Raw genomic sequence first — 19,398 nt, forward strand, 5'->3', positions numbered from 1 at the left:
TTTCTTCCTACTAGTCCCTATATGAAAAATTAGGTATTTCTCTTGTAAGATTAGGATTATAAAACGGATCATCATCGATCAAGGTCGACCATTTATGTTCCATCATCGCCTTTTCTTTTTCAAAGCGTTTTTTCTTTTTCCCTTTATCATCATATCCTCGTGTTTGAGATTCAAAATGATAAAGTTCTGCTTCGTGAAGCCAAACATTATCTCGACCTAATTCCTTCACTTTAAGACACAGATCAACGTCATTAAACGCTACAGTAAAATCTTCTTCAAAGCCCGAAACAGCATCAAAATCTTGTTTTTTCATCAATAGGCATGCTGCGGTAACTGCCAAATAATCAACATTCAGTGCTAACTTACCAAAATAACCTAAATCGCCGTGTGGATAACCATAATGCCCATGCCCTGCAATTCCCCCTAACCCTAGAATCACGCCAGCATGCTGAATCGTATTGTTTGGATACAATAATTTTGCACCTACACAACCGATCCGTTCTTGTTGACCAAAAGAAACCATTAATTTTAGCCAGTCAGCATTGATCACTTCAGTATCGTTATTTAAAAATAATAGATATTTTCCATTAGCATCTTTCGCCGCAATATTATTTATTTTAGAAAAGTTAAATGGAATATCGATCACAACTACACGAAAACGATCATTAAATCGTTCTTTAAATGAAGCATAGAGTTCTTCCATTTTTTCATCTGTACTACCATTATCTGCAATAATGATTTCATAGTTTGGATATGTTGTTTTTTCAATGATCGAAGAAACACAACGTTTCACATCTTTATAACCATTTTTTGTAGGAATAATGATCGAAACTAACTCTTCTGATTCAATATCGTAATAGACATCATACAATCCATTTGCCCGACCATGAGTCGCATGACCTTTGATTCCTCTACGAACTAATGCATCTTGAACCGCTCTTAGACCAGCTTCAAAGGCATAACCTTTTGACGATTGGTCAACTGCAGTCGATGTCGGCAACATACGCCAATGATACAAAACTTTAGGAATATGTTTGATCCGTTTACTCGTTGTTTTTTCAGTAAATCGAAGGACTAAATCATAATCTTGAGAGCCTTCATAGCCTTTTCTAAAGCCGCCGATTTCTTCAAGAATCGTTCTACGATAAACACCTAGATGAGAAATATAGTTTGTTCCTAATAATAAATCTGGTGACCAGTCCGGCTTAAATGATGGATCTGAACGATTGCCTTCCATATCGATTTTATCTTCATCACTATAAAGTAAATCCAATTCAGGATTTTCATTTAAAGCTTTGACAACTTCATAAAAAGCAATTCTCGGCAGTTCATCATCATTATCTAATAATGCAACGAATTCCCCTGTAGCCAAAGCCAAGGCAGAGTTTGTTGCTTCGCTGATATGTCCATTTTCTGGTCTAAAAACAACTTTGATTCGTTCGTCTGAGTCACTATAATCCGTCAATAATTCTTTCACTTTAGGATCCGTAGAGGCATCATCTGCCATGCAAAGCTCCCAATTTGAATAATCTTGAATCAAAATAGAATCAATGCAACGACGCAGCCACTTTTCTTCTACATTATAAACTGGCATAGCAATTGAGATTTTAGGTTGATAGTGAAATGCGCTGATTTCAGCTTTGATTTGTTCAAAATCAAAATGTTCCGTTCTTTCCAACCAACTCGGATAAGAAGACTGATTTCTGATTTTTTCGATTTTTACGCGTTGAATCGTACTTTTGATACCATTTCTTTTTAGATAATTGATGCCTTTATGTACTTTTATCATCAATCTTGCCATTTTATCTTCAGTACCAGGGATCAGAGGATGTTTTTTCGCTAAATCGATCCATTCTACTTTGCTAGATTGCGAAGCTTCCGAATCAAAACGAACTTCCAATTTATTCTTCTTTTGGATACCTTCTAGCTTTATTTCGAATCCTGCTAAAACATTTGCTTCTACCTCATAGATTTGGTTGACATCTTCTCTTAAAACACGTTTGATGTCAAAAGACGTTACTTGCTCTTGATTGTTGATTGAAATAACTGGTGAGGACTTTGAATCTGTATTCAAAGCCCAGCCAGTTACCGTTAAGTTATTGGTTTGTTTCTCTCGATAGATACTATCAATAATGATCTTTATCTCATCGTTCATGTTTTGCTCTCCTTATACTTAGAGGTCTGATCTTACTGACGTTTTGGATTTTTATAAATGTCGACTAAATCTTGTTCAGACCATTTATCTGTTAATGCTTTAAAATTGCCTTTTTTATCAAGCGTCTGATTCTTTTCCTCTGCTTTGAAAATAGCATAAGAACAATAGATGATTTTTTTATCTAGTTCTTTCGCAACTTTCAAGGATAAATCTGCTCCCATAATGTCCTTACCGAACTCTTCAGTGATACCTGAAACGGCAAGATAGTCTGCTTTTCTGAGAATCATACAGGCTTCAGATACAGCTTGTACATTTCTTGGTAAAGCGATACGGTAGTAATAGCCTAAACTCTTACCAGGTGTTCCTTGTTCAGGATAGATCAGACGTTTTTTCTCTGTATCAATAGAAATACCAATATTTTCGATACGATAACGATGATCCACTACCCGACCAGTTACAATTCCCGCTGTTGGTTGTTGTATCATGTTCATCATCTCAACGAGCCAATTACTTTTTGTTGGGACTAAGCCAGCATCTAAAAGAACTGTGTATTCGCCTGTACTTGATTGGATCAATTCATCTCTTGTTTGACCTTCACTATAGATAAGTTTATTACTAGATGATTTGACTCTTTCTTTCATCGATTTTGGCAAAACAATATCGTAGTTCTCATAAATTGTTTTTTCCAGTAGCTTTTTCAAATAGTCATTGATATCAGCAGTATCATTCGTAATCACAATAGACACTTTAGGCACTGTATCGTAAATATAATTGATTTTATATGAACCATAAAATTCTGCAATTTCAACATTTGCTTTGATATTACGGCGATCCATTGCAGCTTGTACCGCACGTTGCCCTGCAACATAAGCATACCCTTTACTTTCAGGATTCAAAGCAGTTGATGATTCAATGGCACGCCAATGATACATCATGCCAGGAATGTGAGCGATGTTTTCGGCATTTTCAGTTGCTCGTAAAACAAAATCATAATCTTGAGCACCGTTAAATTCAGTCTTCAATCCACCTGTTTTTTCTAATAAAGAACGTTTTACAACAACGAAGTGTGTAATGTAATTGTGGTTTAAAATCAACTCAGAATTCCACTTTGATTTATAGAATGCGTTGAAACGTTTGCCGCTTTCAGTGACCTTATCTTCATCTGTGTAAATAAAATCAATCGTTTGATCTTCATTTAACGCTTTTACTACTTCATATAACGCTTGCGGTGCTAGCTCATCATCATTGTCCATAAAACCGATATAATCACCTGTAGCAATCGTTAATGCTGAGTTTGTTGCTTCTGAGATATGACCATTTTCGTCACGATAAATGACTTTGATCCGATCATCTGCATCTGCGTATTTTTTTAGTAATGGTTTGATGTAATCACTTGGTGAAGCATCATCTGCTAAACATAACTCCCAGTTTTCATAGTATTGATTTTGCAGTGAAGAGACACAAGCATCCAACCATTTTTCTTCCACATTATAGACTGGCACAGCTACAGAAATTTTAGGTTGGAATTTAAAGGTCTTGATTTCTTCTAAAATCGCCGACGGATCAACTGGTGTTTCTTGTTGCTCTTGGCGTTTAAAATACCACTTCACAGAGCCAATCAAGCCCCGTGTCTGCATAGAACGCATTGCACGTTGGATTTTATTACCTGGTTGTACCATGTTTGGTTTCTCTAAACGGTATTGTAATTTACGACCATTATCGGCAGAAACATTCAATGTATACGTCGGCTGATCTTCTGGATCGATCACCTCGATTACAAAACCATACTCTTGGTCACCTTTTAGTTCAAACATATCGATAACATCTCTACGGTATTCTGTTGTTACAGAATAGTCAATAGTCGTTTCAGCTGATACTTTAAAGGAAACTGGTAATTTGTCTTCTTTAGAATATGCCCAGCCGCGAATCACGGTCTTTTTCTCCTCAACATGACGAACAATGTCATCGATATTAAGTGAAACAAGTGAATCAAATTTACTGATTGAAACTTTTTTGTATTTTGTCATTTGTTTTTCACTCACCATTAATTCTGTATTTTTTGACTGATTATTTTCTGCCTGCTGTGTAAGAGCATAATCAATCAGTCCATGAACCACATCAGAAAAATTACCTTCGTATTTATAATCTATCGTAATCGTCATCGTTTTTCCAACGATAGCTTTATTATTTACTTCCATGACAGGAACTTGAGTGTCAGAGAAAAAATACTGCGTTTCTTTGTTATATACTGCATTTGTTGCACTTGGTTGGATTACCTTACCATCGACGGTCAATTCTACATCTACTACTGTTCCAGTCAAACTCGGGAAAATTTTCAATAATTTGATATTTTCTGGTATCTCGATCGTAAAGGTTTTATTTTCACCAGACACGTTATTCAGTTGAACGTCAAATTCTTTTTGCTCTTCTTCACCGCAGTCATATAAAAAATGGATATTCTTTCTATAGCTTGAATTCTCTGGTATTGTGCGGATTGGATGCTCCACAGCTTCGGCAGAAAGTGCGTAGAAATACTGATAGACTTCCCCAAATGGACGCGCTTTAAATGCGGCACGTGCTTCCACTGGCAAGTCTTCATAATTGGATTCTAATTCATTATAACCAACTTCGTTGATTGTAAAATCTTCTTTGGCAATAAATAAACCAATTTCATCGAAAAGTTTTTCAAAACCGCTTTGGACGAAGAAAGACTTATGTGTTGCATCTAACAATCCTGTTTCGCGCCAGTCTAATTTATTATTGAATAGATCGATCAAAACGGAATTATGTGCAATATTTGGAAAAGTGATCAAGATTTGACCTCCTGCACTTAAAAAAGGTTTGACCTTCATAAGTGCATTTTTAGGATTCATCAAATGCTCTAACACATCCGCAAAAATAATGTAATCAAAGGTTTGACCTTCAAAATGTTTCGTCCAAGCTTCTTCGTCAATGTTCCCATAAAAGCCGTCATTAGAAAACTCACTGACATGATCATACAATTCTTTGTCCAGCTCAACGATTGCTACATAACAATTCTTTTCTTCCATCAAATATTTCGTCATTCGCCCATTTCCCGGACCAAATTCTAATACTCGACTGTTTTCTTTAATTTGAGCAACGATTTTACCAACACTAGTACTCTCGTCAACTTCCATTTCAAAATCATATTTCATCTTTAATAGTATCCTTCCATTCATGATCTAAAATGACAATGCCTTCGCCTGCATAGCGACCGCTAATAAACATGGTCAGGTATTTCGTTTTATAAACCAAAGGTACTGTGGCGTGTTCTTCAAAAAAAGCAATATCAAAATAATATTCGCCAGTTAAAAGAGACATTTTTCCATATTCTAGGTAAAAGACATTTTTACCTTTTTTCCACGGAATTTTAACACCGTCTAACAACGTGTTTAGTCCACACACATAATTATTATCCACTGTTCGAATCGCTACCCCACACACAGGTGATTTGATCGTATCGTTTTTAACAGTATACTCTAATTTTACAATGACCTTCTCATCTTGAGTGACTATTTCTAGAGGTTCTAGAGCATCATTTAATAAGGTTGCTTTATCAACCTCGATAATATCAGGAACCGTTTCTTCATTTTGAATTGTTTTTTCTCGGTCGACTGTTTTGATTGATTTTTTCTTTAAGAAGTTTTCGTAGTTTGTTGTTACGTCCATTGTATCACCGTATTCAACAACTTCTCCGTTTTTTAGCCAGAATGTTCGGTCACAAAAACGACGGACAGAATTCACATCGTGTGAGACAAAAAGAATCGTCTTGCCAGAATTTTTGATTTCGGTGAATTTCTCCATACATTTCAATTGGAACTCTAAATCTCCAACTGCCAACGCTTCGTCCACGATCAAAATATCTGGGTCTACATTGATCGCTACAGCAAAGGCTAGACGAACAAACATCCCGCTAGAATAGGTTTTTACAGGTTGGTATAAGTGATCGCCAATATCAGCAAACTTGATAACATCGTCTACTCTTTCTTCCATTTCTTCTCTGGAAAAGCCCAGAACCATACCATTTAGAAAAATATTCTCATAGCCAGAATACTCAGGATTAAACCCTGACCCCAGTTCTAATAGCGCAGAAATTTTCCCGTCGATTTTCATAGAACCAGAAGTTGGTGTTAAGACACCTGTAATTATTTTAAGGATCGTTGATTTACCAGACCCATTTTCTCCAACAAATCCGATCATTTCACCTTTTTCAATTTGCATAGTGACATCTTTTAATGCATAAAAAAGATCGTGATACGTTTTTTTCATTGGATTAAGCGCTTCTTTAAAACGATCAGAAGGTTTTTTATACATGTTATATGTTTTTGTTATATTCTGTATATCGATTGCATATTCTGACATTTTTTACTCTCCTATACTTTATAATACATCTGAAAAATGAGGTTTCAAACGTCTAAATACAGTTGAACCAACTAACAAAAGAACAATCGTAAAGCCCCAGAAATACAAGCCATATTGCCAATGTTCCCAAAACCACGCTTTACCTGTAAATGAATCACGATACCCTTGTACAATGTAATAGAGTGGGTTTAATTTCAGCACTTGTTCGATCCAACCAGTAGGCTGCCATAAAATTGGAAGTGTCCACATAATTGTTTGCATCGCCACATTGATAAATTGCATGATATCTGGTAAAAATGGTTGTGTAGAAGCCGTTAACCAAGTAATTCCTGTTAAGAAAATAATCAAACAGAATAGGTAATAAATCAATTGTAACGCATGTAACGTTGGATAAATGCCAGTCAATGAAGTAATACCAAAGCCAATCACAATAAAAAAGAGATGAGTATATAGGTTTGATAGTATTTTAGAGGTTGGCAAAATTTGTACGTTAAAGACTACTTTTTTTACAAGATAGCTGTACTCTCTAAAAACATTTGTTGCAGACAACAATGAGTCTGAGAAAAAGAACCATGGAATCAATCCCGTTACTAAATAAACAATAAATGGATATTCCTCATTCGCTCCTCGTGCACGAATTTGCGAAAAAACAAACCAGTATGTCAGCACAGTAACCAAAGGGGTAATAAATGCCCAAATGATACCTAGCGCAGAACCTGCATACTTTGATTTAAAATCATTAAACGAAAACTGTAACAACAGTTTTCTATTTTTAAAGATATTTTTAAAAATGGATAGTGTTTCTCGTATCATTGATTCTGTTCCTTTCTTAATTCCATCGCTTTTATATTTCCACTAAAAATAAGCTGCATAACATTACTAGTTTAAAGAATATACGCGCTTTTTTCAAGTTATGTAAGTATTTTCTTAAGATTTAGTGATCAAAAGCTGATTTTAAAGGCTTTTTATTTGGCTAGTTGAATGATCACGATCCCTAAAATAATCACACAGGTTCCAATAACAGTCCCAAGTGAAACTTGTTCTTGCAAAATAAGTTTTGAGCCTATTAAAACAGCAATATTTGTAAAGGCTACTCCCATAGGAACGATATAAGAAACTTCTGACTTACTGATAATCACCATCCACAGGACAAAACTAAACATGTAGCATAAAAAACCTATAATCGTTGTAAAAGACATCGAAAAAGAAAAAATGGCATTCGTGATCTGAATTGAATTTGCTTGCGAACCTAGCTTCACTAAAATCAAGCCTGAGGTTGATAAAACGACATATATTAAGAATAAGAACATTATTTTTTCTCCTTTTTATCTTTCATTATTGAAAGTTCTTGGATTAACAGTTTTATTTGATTTTGCTGCTTAGACAACATAGCAGAATTTTTAATTTCAATGAATAGTAAAACGAAAATCGCAGCGATCAACAAGAAATTAGAAGTTGTTTCAAAGCCTAGATGCTTGCCGATCCACTCTGGTAAACGAGGAAAAATAGCAAAAATCACTAATCCAGCTGATATAAACAACCATCTAATAGCATTTTTTAATAAGAAAATATTCTTGTTGACTGAGCGAATAATATATACAAAAAAGAGTATCGAAAAAATCAGCATCTCAATTCTTAAAATCGAACTCATTAGTCTCCCTCCCGCATAAAGCCTGAAACGATGATTGCAATACTTACTTCAAACATATATTTAACTGAAGTAAAGGAACGAATCGACGATTGACCGCCAGAGCGTTCCATCATATTAACCGCAACCTCTTTGATTCTAAATTTCTTTTTCAGCAGATGTACGGTCGATTCTGGTTCAGGATAACTCGTCGGATATTTTTTTGAAAAATAGCCGATGATTTTTTTGTTACAAGCGCGATAGCCAGAAGTCACATCATAAATTTTTTTACCTGATGATAGATAAATCAAAAAAGAAAGAATCTTAATGCCGACACGACGCATAAAAGTGGTTTGAAACGCAGCTTTTTGATTTGGCAAAAATCTTGAACCAATCACAAAATCAGCTTCATTTTTAATGATTGGTTGTACTACTACATCCAGACTGTGGATATCATGTTGCCCGTCCCCATCAAACTGAACCGCAATATCATAATCGTTTTCTTCTGCGTATCTGTAGCCTGTTTGAACAGCTCCCCCGATCCCCAAATTCATTACTAAATGAACTGCATTGATTTCATTTTTTTCTAAAATCTCTTGAGTTTTATCCGTTGAGCCGTCATTGATGACAACATAATCGATCGTGTAAGAATATTTATGATTATTCTCTTTTTTGAAATTTTCAATTGACATAATTGTATTTAAAATATTTTCTTCTTCATTATATGCAGGAATAACTAAAAGAACACGCATAGTAACTCCTCCTTTACCAGTTGATAACTATTAAAAATAGTATTTTATTAATAGTTGAATAAAAACGAATATAAGTAATAACGCAATTCCAAAAAATGTTACTCTATCTATTGTCTTTTCACTATATTTAGATTCTAATTTTCGTGAAGTCAACATATACATTCCCAAAAGTGCCATCGGTGTTAGATACCGTGCCTGATATCCATCAACCTTAAGTGCTCCTACAGGCGTAAACGTGATATAGAGTGCTGTGGCACTCAAAATAATCATACTTAAAATAGAAAAACCAACAATAGTTTTTTCTTTTAAATTAAAATAAACATTCTCTTTTGTTTGAGCTTCTTGATAATCGAATAGGCACAAGAATACTGTTACACAAATATTTAAAAGAGTAACCAAAGGATTGATCACCAACACATACCCCATTAAACCAAAGGTTGAGGTTAAGTAGCCAACACTATTTGTTGAAAAGAAAACAACGAGCATTTTTAGATAGCTTATCGGATTTTTGATAATATTTGTCATCTGTTTGTCAGAATCAACATTCGGTAATTTCCACTGATTGATCCCCATATCAGATGAGTATTTATAAACTAAGAGAGCGACAACAAAGAGCAATAGCGATAATGTACTGTATAATATCCACTGCGCTTTTTTATTTTTAAAGTTGTCTCTTCCCAATAAGAAAAATAGAACCAGTACTGGTGCATAAACCACCTTAATAATAATTGCCATACTAAAACAGGCAGCAATCAAGATAAATTCCGATAGTTTTATATGTGATTTTTGATAGCGTATTCGCATAATTTGAGCAAACCCTAGCATGACCACACCCACTAGTAATGCATCTACTCCAATGGATGCAGCAAGATACAACATCACTGGCTGTGCTGCAAAAAACGCCATTACTCTTTTACCATAAGGCATTTTTTTGATCGCGAAAAATGCTAATAATCCGTAAGCCAAGACATTAAATATTCTGGCAAGCCATACATAAAAAATCATCGGCAGATGGAACAACATTGCTACTTTTACACCTATTCCACTAAAAACATAAGAGAAAAAGGGATACGTTACAGCAGAAGTTTCTTTCTTTTCTTCTATTGGTGTTAACGTTCCTTTGGCACTGTTTTTATTGTACATATCTCTAAATTCTTCATAAGCGGTATAAGGTTCCTCTACGTACATCGTTTCAAAACCGGCAGGTAACTGTAACTTGTCCCCATTTTCAAAGAATAAGTTTCCTTCTGCTACTGAAATACTTTTTATAATATGAGCCCGTTCGTCCATCGTTTGGCCGACTGGCATGAGTATAGATAATAACGAACCAAATAAAATAATAGCAAAAACAGAAAAATACTCATAACGTCCCTTGAATAGCCCACTAGCAATCAACACTATGAAGATAACTAATGACAACGAAACAAAAAATCGAATCAAGTTAAAATGAAATTTATTTGTTCGTTTTACATCGGCAATTTGAAACTCTCGGTCTCCAATATTTTGAAACGTTAATGTCAACGGATTTTTTTTATCAATGATTTTAATTACTTCTAATGAATCCTGAATCTTTCGTTCACCATAATCTGTTCCTGGACTGGTAATCTTTACCATGGCATCTGGACCTGGATCAACTGATGATATGAAGGAAAGCTTTGTTGCCCCACTTTTAGTACTTGGGATAACTATTTTTCCCTCAGCGGTTTTGTTAATCAGTTTATAGGTATTTTCTCCCGTTTTTTCAACATTCTCAAGTGTTACATTTGTTATATCCTCACTAACACGTCCATATCTAAAATAGGAAAAATTAAACACCAACAACTCAATCAACAATACAAAAATTATACAGCCAAAAAGTAACGTCAGTAGCTTATATAAATTTTTCTTTTTATCTGCAGAAATGACAGCCATTTTACACCATACCTTTTCATTATTTTTCTCCATTAAATAAAGGGCAGACGTAACAAAGTTCATAAGGAATAAAAACGCCCTAACCTTTTCTATTCCTTATACGATCTTCGTTATTTTTCAATAGATGTCAACATCGCTTCTAACGCTTTTTCCCATGTTGGAATTTCAAACCCTAGTTCTTTCGTCTTACTAAGATCCATCACAGAATATTTAGGTCGAATTGCTTTTTGCGGAAATTTGCTTGAATCAACTGGTAAAACCTCTACCTCTGTGTTTTTTAAAATTTCTTTGGCAAATTCATACCAGTTACAGCTGTTCTCATTAGATAGATGGTATATACCGTAAGGAACATTTTCTTTTATAACAAAAACCATAAATTCAGCCAACGTTCTGGTCCAAGTTGGACGGCCAAACTGATCATCAACAACAGTCAGTTGATCACGGGTTTCTGCTAATTTTTGCATTGTGAAGACAAAATTATGCCCATATTGACCAAATACCCAAGACGTACGAATAATATAATACTTTTCCATCACTTCTTGAACGATTTGTTCACCTAATAATTTTGTACGTCCGTATTCATTTTGAGGATTGGTTTGGTCATCAGTCTTGTACATATCCTCTTTTTTTGTTCCATCAAAAACATAATCTGTACTGATATAAACTAATGTAGCATCCACAGCTTTAGCTGCAACAGCTACATTACGTGTGCCATCTACATTGATTTTCTCGTCTAATTCTTTTCCTTCATCTTCGGCTTTATCCACAGCAGTATAAGCTGCACAATGATAAATCACCTCTGGTTTAAGGTTGGTGATATAAGCCATTGTTTTATCTGCATCTGTAATATCTAATTCTTTTGAATCTGTAGCAACGTATTCCACACCTTGCTCATCTAACAAATGACGTAACTCTGTTCCAAGTTGTCCATTACCGCCAGTTAAAAGTATCATCCTTATTTCCTCCTTCAAGAAAAAAAGCAAGAATAGAAATCGCTGATGAAAGATATTTCTTTCTGCTTTCTCACTATCGTTTCGTATTTAGAGCGTGAAGCAAAACCATCTTTAGTTTTGTTTCACGCTCAACAACTCATTATTTTAATCATACTCGGTTAAAATCTGATGTAAGATATCATTTGGAAATACGATACCGATTTATTGACCGTTTTTCGCATAATTAGCTTCTACAGCGGCTTTATCCGCTTCCCACCAATCTGCATTTTCTGTATACCATTTAACCGTATCTGCTAAACCGTCACGGAAATTAGTAAATTCAGGTGTCCAACCCAATTCATCACGTAATTTAGAAGAATCGATCGCATAACGTAAATCGTGACCTGGACGATCATTTACGTGTTCATATGCATCCTTTGGCTGACCCATTAATTCTAAAATAAGTTCCATAACTGTTTTATTATCTTCTTCTCCGTCAGCACCGATCAAGTACGTTTCACCAAGTTTTCCTTTGGTTAAGATCGTCCAAACAGCTGAAGAGTGGTCATTTGTGTGGATCCAGTCTCTAACATTTTTCCCTGCACCATATAGCTTAGGCGTAATTCCACTTAACACGTTGGTAATTTGGCGTGGGATAAATTTTTCAATATGTTGATACGGTCCATAATTATTAGAACAATTGGAAATGGTTGCTTTTAAGCCAAACGAGCGACCCCATGCTTTTACCAACAAGTCTGAACCTGCTTTTGTTGAGGAATATGGACTTGATGGATTATAAGGTGTTTCAGCTGTGAATTTTTCGCCTTCACCTTCACCGTGTCCTGGTAAATCCTCCCGTAATGGCAAGTCACCATAAACTTCGTCTGTTGAAACATGGTGATAACGTACATCGTGTTTGCGGCAAGCCTCAATTAACGTATACGTACCAATGATATTCGTTTGTACAAACGGAAATGGATCATTCAGTGAATTATCATTATGCGATTCCGCTGCATAATGAACTACTGCATCTGTCTTTTGAACTAAACGATCGACCAATTCAGCATCCGCGATATCTCCGACAACTAATTCAACGCGATCAGTTGGTAGTCCTTCAAGATTTTTTTTATTTCCTGCATATGTTAATTTATCTAATACAGTTACATGAACTTCTGGGTGATTGTTCACTACATAATGAACAAAGTTTGAGCCGATGAACCCTGCCCCACCAGTAACAATGATGTTTTTCATCTTCAAGATCTCTCCTAAATTTTTTTAGATTTCACCATAAATAAAAGGATTTTCTGATTCAAATTCTTTTAATGTTGGGTGATTTTTATCTTTTTCAGACGTGATGGCTTTTTGAATATCAATCGGCCAATCAATTGCTAAATCAGGATCGTCAAAAGCAATTCCGCCATCAGCAGGTGCATTATAATAATTGTCACACTTATACATAAAGTTCACATCTGGTGTCAACGTCACAAATCCATGGGCATAACCTTTAGGTACCAATAATTGACGATGGTTATGCTCAGATAAAATATATCCTTCCCATTGTCCATAGGTTGGGCTGCCTTTACGGATATCAACGATCACGTCTAATACTGCGCCTGTCACGACACGTATAAGTTTCGTCTGAGCTGCTTCACCTTTTTGAAAATGCAATCCACGTAATACGCCCGCTTCACTTGATAGAGAATGATTATCTTGTACAAAATCAAAGTCTAACCCTTGCTCAGCAAATTTTTCTTTAGAATAACTTTCAGTAAAAAAGCCGCGGTGATCGCCAAATACGTCCATTTCAATGATTTTTACATCTTGTAATTTCGTGTCAATAACTTTCATTCTCTATTCGCTCCTAGTCTGTTTCTGCCAATCTTAATAAGTATTGCCCGTACCCATTTTTTTTCAATGGTTGTGCTAATTCAATTAGCTCCTCTTTTGTAATATAGCTCATTCTATACGCGATTTCTTCTAAACAAGCCACTTTTAAATTTTGACGCTTCTCAATCGTCTCAATAAAAGTTGATGCTTCTAACAACGATTCATGGGTTCCTGTGTCTAACCATGCAAAACCGCGTCCCATCAATTCAACAGATAATTTATTCTTTTCCAAATAAACTTTATTTACATCTGTGATTTCTAATTCACCACGATCAGATGGTTTAATATTTTTGGCAATCTCGATCACATCGTTATCATAAAAATACAAACCAGTCACAGCATAATTAGATTTTGGTTTCTCAGGTTTTTCTTCAATTGAAAGAGCTTGCATTTGGTCATCAAACTCAACTACACCAAAACGTTCTGGATCATTCACATGGTAGCCGAAAACAGTAGCACCACTTTCTTTTGATGCTGCACGCTGCAACATGTTAGATAACCCGCCGCCATAATAAATATTATCACCTAAAACTAAACATACACTATCATCGCCAATGAATTTTTCGCCAATAATGAATGCTTGTGCCAATCCGTCTGGACTTTCTTGAACAGCATATTCAATGTGGATGCCTAGATCTTTACCATCACCGAATAAACTTTCAAAACGAGGTGTGTCATCTGGTGTAGAGATGATCAGAATTTCCTTGATACCTGCCAACATCAACGTAGACATTGGATAGTAAATCATTGGTTTGTCATAGATAGGCATTAATTGTTTCGATGTGGCTTTAGTTAATGGGTATAGTCTGGTTCCACTTCCCCCAGCTAAGATAATCCCTTTCATGAAAAAAACTCCTTATACTAATTTATTTTATTATTATTTACTAACATCACTAAATGCTATTATTGCATTATTAGTTATGATTGTCATTCGTTTTAAGAATATTTTATAAAACTGTAAAGTTGCTATTTTTCACGCATTAAAAAATATTCGTTTGAACAATACATAGCTGATTGCACAGCGCCATTTTAGTTGCTGAAAAAAGCTGGCTTTTGTATCGATATCACTCGCATTATTATGATGTCTGCGATACAATGTGAGCTTTTGCGGGATCAAAGCACTTTTATTTCGATAAGCCGCAATCAAACCAATCCACATATCGTGCATAGGAACTTTAGCAGGGATTGGCAATATTCTTGTCTTCAATCTACCACGAAAAGCCATTCCTGCACCAATATATTTATTTTTCACGATATTGTGAAGAAAACCGATTGTCACATTTCGATACTCAAAATAAGAAGGTTCAATCACTTCTAACTGTTCATCTACAATCACCAAATCGCTGATCACTAAATCTATTTTAGGGTGAGAATGAAAAAATTCTAGTATTGTTTGAACTTTTTCAGGTAGCCAGACATCATCTTGATCTGCTAAGAAAATAAATTCACCCTGACTTTGATTGATAGCAAACTCAAAATTAGCAATCACACCTTTGCCTGGTCCTTTAAATTTCTTTATCCGCTGATCTTTTGCTGCATAGCGATCGATTATCCTCAACGTTCCATCTTTAGAGCCATCGTCGGATATAATCAGCTCATCATGACTGTCTAATTGGGGCAAGATGCTTTCAAGTTGTTCTTCTAAATATTTTTCTCCATTATATGTCGCAATACAAACTGAGATCATTTATTTTCCTTTCATTAGTGATCGATACTCCGAAAATGTTCTACGCCAAATCTTGCGATTCTTCACACGTAAAAATTGTTTGACCGTTCTAAGAAGTAAATGCCTTCTGTGGCTATCAAATTTATCTTGATCATAATTCTTATAAAAAAGTGTTTCCCCTTGAATAATCGATTCATATCGTTTGCTACTAATCATTCGGTAATCTAATACAGACAAATCATGTCCTAGGTGAAACTCTAAAACACTGATTTTTTTATTCAATTGATGTATTTTCCAAAATAGCCAATGATCTAAAAAGTCTAAAGGAAACGCCAAGTTAAAAGCCCCCATACTATCTAGCGTGGACTTAGGCAACGCTGTCCCAGAATTAATGCACATGATTTTCTCTGAATAGACCCCGACTTTCGGCAAATCTGATCCAGCTCCGATATATTTATCTGAGAATACTGGTGATATTTGTCTACCATGAGAGATAACAATCGGAACATATGCGCCAATTGCTGCATCTAATTTCAACTCTAAAAGTGTATCCAGATACTTCTCATCCAGCATAGTATCTTGATCTAACAATAATATCAAGTCTCCCTGAACTTCCGTAAGATACTGACTTCCAGCATTGTATGCTTTAGCAAGTCCTGAATTTGCCCCATCATGAATGTAGCGAACATTCTTTAGATGGAATAATTCATCCTCATGCGATTTTGGGCTGTTATCATAAATAAATAGGTAGACTGTACTTTTTGCCATGATCACGCTTTTTAGATAGTCATAACTAGGCGTTTGTGAGAATTCAGTTTGATATAAAACGATCGTAATAACCAACTTATTCTCCACTAGAAAAACCTCCAGCCCCATTTGTTGAAAAATTTAATCATTGATTGCAAAAATATTTTAAATAATTTCTTGTTTTTATGTGCCCCTTTTTCATATAAATGAATCACTGTTTCAAAAGGGGTATATAAGATCTTATAGCCTGCTTTTCCAAAACTCATACACAGATCATTATCTTCAAAATACATGAAAAAGCGTTCATCAAAACCGCCGATCTGCTTAAATTTATTGATATCAATCAGCATGAAACAACCGGAGCCCATGGTTATATAGGTTGTTTGATTATCAGGCAGGTCTCTGCACTCAAAATAACTTAAACGCTTATTAAATACCTTTTTGACTGATTGAAATGGAACGAAACGCAACATATAATCAAATACATCCAATTTTTGACGAACTAAATATTGTGTTGTACCGTCAGAATTCAATACTTTGGGACAAACCGCCGCTAATTGATCCTCTTCTCGAATACGCTGAATCATTTTATCCAAAGCCTCTTTTGTAATCAACACATCTGGATTAAAAATCACCGCATAACGTGTGTCAACATTTTTCAGCACTTGATTATGTCCGTAGCCAAATCCTTTATTTTCTTCAGATTTATGCAGGAAGATAAAAGAGCCGTATCCTTCCAGCTTCTCTATATAACGTTGCTCAGAAGCATTGTCAAATATATGTATATCATAATTTGAGTTTAGACCCAATTCAATTTTTAAATTATCCAGCACATCAAAAATATGACGGCTATTGTGAGTAACAATGGAGATCGTTATTCTATCATTCATATTTTTGCCCCTCATTTAAAATAAGATGAGTTCAGCTAGTTGTTACTTCCCTAGCCCATCTCTACCAAAGGTAAAGTAGCAACAACATCTAAGTCTTTGTCATTATAAGATTTGCATATTCACTCATTAATTAGTTGTACTCTAGGAGAGCGGAGCAAAACGTACAGTGTTTTGTCCCGCTCTCTCAATTTACTCAATCAACAAATTATAACACAGCTTAAAATCCCAGCAAAGATTCTCATTTATTTTTTACTTTTTTTTAGAATGTTTGCCTAATCGTTTTTCTAATTGTTGCTGACGAAATTCTCGATTGCCAAACATACGTAAAATATACATCAACGGCTGATGATTTTCACCGACCAATCCAATCATTTCGATAAATAACTCTAAACCGATAGCACTAAAAACAATTAACAGAATCGATGCAACATTGCTTGCATAGCTGAACAACAATGCCACAAATGAAAAGACTAATGCTAAACCATAAATCGTCATTACCGCACCTTTATGAGTAAAGCCAAGTGACAACAGTCGATGATGTAAATGCATCTTATCAGCAGAAGAAATCGGGCGCTTATTCATTAATCGCCGAATAATTGCATAAACGGTATCAGTAATCGGCACACCTAAGATAATCATGGGTGTAATGACTGTAATAAACGTAGCATTTTTCAGCCCTTGTAAAGACATAACCGCAATCATAAAGCCTAAAAATAAAGCCCCTGTATCACCTAAAAAAATCTTAGCTGGATAAAAATTATACGGGAAAAAACCTGCAATACTAGCAACTAAAACAAAAATCACAATGGGAATATACACCGTTTTGGCATGTAGGAAAAAATAACCGATGACCCCGATGGTTGCTAAACTGATAATTGACACTCCTGAGGCAAGGCCATCCAACCCATCGATCAAGTTGATTGCATTTGTAATGGCCAATATCCAAAATAATGTCAAGGGCAAACTGACCCAACGTAAATCGATATGTCCGAAAAATGGCAATGTCACAGCATCGATTCGAATCTCGGCTACAAAATAAATGACTAAAGCACCTAGCAGAATTCCAAGTGTTTTTTTCTTTGGCGATAATTCATAAATATCATCGACTAGTCCCGTTGCAACAACGATTCCTGCACCTAAAATAATCGGCCATATATAATCGACCGGTATGATCGATTGAAACATAACTAAACAAGAAAATGAAAAGACAAAATAAATACCTAATCCACCAGCCGTTGGCATATTCTTAGTATTTACTCTTCTTTCGCCTGGAGCATCATAGGCTCCTATTCTAAACGCTAATAATTTAACAATCGGCGTTGTAATCAACGATAAAATAAACGTCAGAAATAGACGGATAACAATTTCATAAATAAACATCGACATGATGAACCTACTTTCTTAATGTACATCGTATATTATACCGAATCATTCAGCATTTACAAGTTGGAACAAGTGTTTCCACTGAATGTGAAAATCAAACCTTCGACTTCTTTATTTAAATCAAGAGTGTTCGGTCTATTTCTTTAATTTTTCCTTTATTTTATCTACTAGTCGGTTGATCAAGCCATACCGATGCTGAATTTTTTCATTTGATATATATTCTTTGACGACTGCATTGATGATACCGCCTAAAATAATGATCGTTGCTGCAAAATTCAACCATAACATCAATATAATAAAGCTTCCTATGATTTGATAACTTGCGATTTTTGAGCTGAAATATTTAATATATAATCCAAAGGCTTGTGACAACAGCATCCAACCACCAGTTGCAAACACTGCACCTGGTATGATTGAGCGAAAAGACAGCTTAGCATTCGGAACAACGCGATAAATCAAACACATAATGACCAATAAAACCAAAGTCGTAATCGGCCACTTTAACGCTTGGAAGGTATCAATAAAGTCGGTTGAGAAGTGCAATATTGGTTGTAGCCAGTCTAAAATCGTTTTCCCTAAACCTAAAACACCAACGACACCTACGATTGCTATCATAAACAAGAGAATCACAAGTAAAGACATAATGCGGACAATAATAAAATTTTTACGTTGTTCAACACCAAACGCTTTATTCATTGCCGTTTGTAGCGCATTGATACTTTGACTGGCACTCCATAACGCTGCTAATGCAGAGATCGACAGTAACCCGCCAGAACGTTGGGTCAGTAGTGATTGAATTGCTGGTTTCAAATCATCAAAAATAGCTTTTGGAATGGCTTCAGCAATATAAGGTAGTACTTCGTTTGGATCGATATGTAAGTACGGCAAGAGATTTCCTACCGCAATCAGCAAAGGAAACAGGGACAACAGTAAATAGTATGCCACAACAACTGACGTATTCCCAATTTCTGAATCAATCATACGATGTTGTGTTGTTTCAATGAATCGCATTAGTTTTTCATTGCTTTTTACTTTGTCCACCAGTTTCATAAAATGCTCCTCTAA

Annotated in this window: 17 protein-coding genes; all 17 read right to left on the reverse strand. The window is 35.3% G+C overall.

Going from position 1 to position 19,398, the window contains the following annotated elements:
- Positions 1–10: 10 nt before the first annotated feature.
- Positions 11–2,155 carry a glycosyltransferase family 2 protein gene (locus AC4BB7_RS13215; RefSeq protein WP_490483351.1) on the reverse strand — a complete coding sequence of 715 codons (2,145 nt, stop codon included), beginning with the start codon at positions 2,153–2,155 and terminating at the stop codon, positions 11–13.
- A 32-nt stretch (positions 2,156–2,187) separates the two neighbouring features.
- Positions 2,188–5,331 carry a glycosyltransferase gene (locus AC4BB7_RS13220; protein ID WP_490483352.1) on the reverse strand — a complete coding sequence of 1,048 codons (3,144 nt, stop codon included), beginning with the start codon at positions 5,329–5,331 and terminating at the stop codon, positions 2,188–2,190.
- Positions 5,321–6,538 carry an ABC transporter ATP-binding protein gene (locus tag AC4BB7_RS13225; RefSeq protein WP_086313943.1) on the reverse strand — a complete coding sequence of 406 codons (1,218 nt, stop codon included), beginning with the start codon at positions 6,536–6,538 and terminating at the stop codon, positions 5,321–5,323. The genes AC4BB7_RS13220 and AC4BB7_RS13225 overlap by 11 nt, the downstream gene beginning before the upstream one ends.
- Before the next feature lie 18 nt (positions 6,539–6,556).
- On the reverse strand, positions 6,557–7,351 hold the full coding sequence (locus AC4BB7_RS13230) for an ABC transporter permease (protein WP_086313944.1): 795 nt from the start codon (positions 7,349–7,351) through the stop codon (positions 6,557–6,559).
- A gap of 152 nt (positions 7,352–7,503) precedes the next feature.
- Positions 7,504–7,848, reverse strand: a complete 345-nt coding sequence (locus tag AC4BB7_RS13235; protein WP_086313945.1) for a hypothetical protein — start codon at positions 7,846–7,848, stop codon at positions 7,504–7,506.
- A complete protein-coding gene (locus tag AC4BB7_RS13240; RefSeq protein WP_490483353.1) occupies positions 7,848–8,189 on the reverse strand; it encodes a DUF2304 domain-containing protein in 342 nt (113 codons plus the stop codon). Before AC4BB7_RS13240 ends, AC4BB7_RS13235 begins: the two co-directional genes overlap by 1 nt.
- Positions 8,189–8,917: a glycosyltransferase family 2 protein gene (locus tag AC4BB7_RS13245; protein ID WP_490483354.1), complete on the reverse strand. Its 729-nt coding sequence runs from the start codon at positions 8,915–8,917 to the stop codon at positions 8,189–8,191. The genes AC4BB7_RS13240 and AC4BB7_RS13245 overlap by 1 nt, the downstream gene beginning before the upstream one ends.
- 30 nt (positions 8,918–8,947) lie before the next feature.
- The gene (locus AC4BB7_RS13250; protein ID WP_490483355.1) at positions 8,948–10,891 is read right to left on the reverse strand and encodes a DUF2142 domain-containing protein; all 1,944 of its coding nucleotides are present in this window, start codon (positions 10,889–10,891) and stop codon (positions 8,948–8,950) included.
- Between the two features lie 47 nt (positions 10,892–10,938).
- Positions 10,939–11,781: a dTDP-4-dehydrorhamnose reductase gene (gene rfbD / locus AC4BB7_RS13255; protein WP_490483356.1), complete on the reverse strand. Its 843-nt coding sequence runs from the start codon at positions 11,779–11,781 to the stop codon at positions 10,939–10,941.
- 201 nt (positions 11,782–11,982) lie between these two features.
- Positions 11,983–13,011 (reverse strand): dTDP-glucose 4,6-dehydratase, encoded by a 1,029-nt coding sequence (rfbB, locus tag AC4BB7_RS13260; RefSeq protein ID WP_490483357.1) that lies wholly within the window; start codon positions 13,009–13,011, stop codon positions 11,983–11,985.
- Positions 13,012–13,035: 24 nt separating this feature from the next.
- Complete coding sequence (gene rfbC, locus AC4BB7_RS13265; RefSeq protein WP_086313951.1) at positions 13,036–13,608, reverse strand: dTDP-4-dehydrorhamnose 3,5-epimerase; 573 nt, start codon at positions 13,606–13,608, stop codon at positions 13,036–13,038.
- A 13-nt stretch (positions 13,609–13,621) separates the two neighbouring features.
- Positions 13,622–14,491, reverse strand: a complete 870-nt coding sequence (rfbA, locus tag AC4BB7_RS13270) for a glucose-1-phosphate thymidylyltransferase RfbA (RefSeq protein WP_086313952.1) — start codon at positions 14,489–14,491, stop codon at positions 13,622–13,624.
- Between the two features lie 129 nt (positions 14,492–14,620).
- Entirely contained in the window at positions 14,621–15,334 is a 714-nt protein-coding gene (locus AC4BB7_RS13275; RefSeq protein WP_490483358.1) for a glycosyltransferase family 2 protein, read from the reverse strand.
- Entirely contained in the window at positions 15,335–16,168 is an 834-nt protein-coding gene (locus AC4BB7_RS13280) for a glycosyltransferase (RefSeq protein ID WP_490483359.1), read from the reverse strand.
- A complete protein-coding gene (locus AC4BB7_RS13285) occupies positions 16,168–16,950 on the reverse strand; it encodes a glycosyltransferase family 2 protein (RefSeq protein ID WP_086313955.1) in 783 nt (260 codons plus the stop codon). Before AC4BB7_RS13285 ends, AC4BB7_RS13280 begins: the two co-directional genes overlap by 1 nt.
- 249 nt (positions 16,951–17,199) lie before the next feature.
- On the reverse strand, positions 17,200–18,336 hold the full coding sequence (locus AC4BB7_RS13290; RefSeq protein ID WP_086313956.1) for a glycosyltransferase family 4 protein: 1,137 nt from the start codon (positions 18,334–18,336) through the stop codon (positions 17,200–17,202).
- A 132-nt stretch (positions 18,337–18,468) separates the two neighbouring features.
- On the reverse strand, positions 18,469–19,383 hold the full coding sequence (locus AC4BB7_RS13295) for a YihY/virulence factor BrkB family protein (protein ID WP_086313957.1): 915 nt from the start codon (positions 19,381–19,383) through the stop codon (positions 18,469–18,471).
- Between the last annotated feature and the right edge of the window lie 15 nt (positions 19,384–19,398).

It is taken from the genome of Enterococcus sp. AAFC-DPL-5182 (assembly GCF_058216605.1).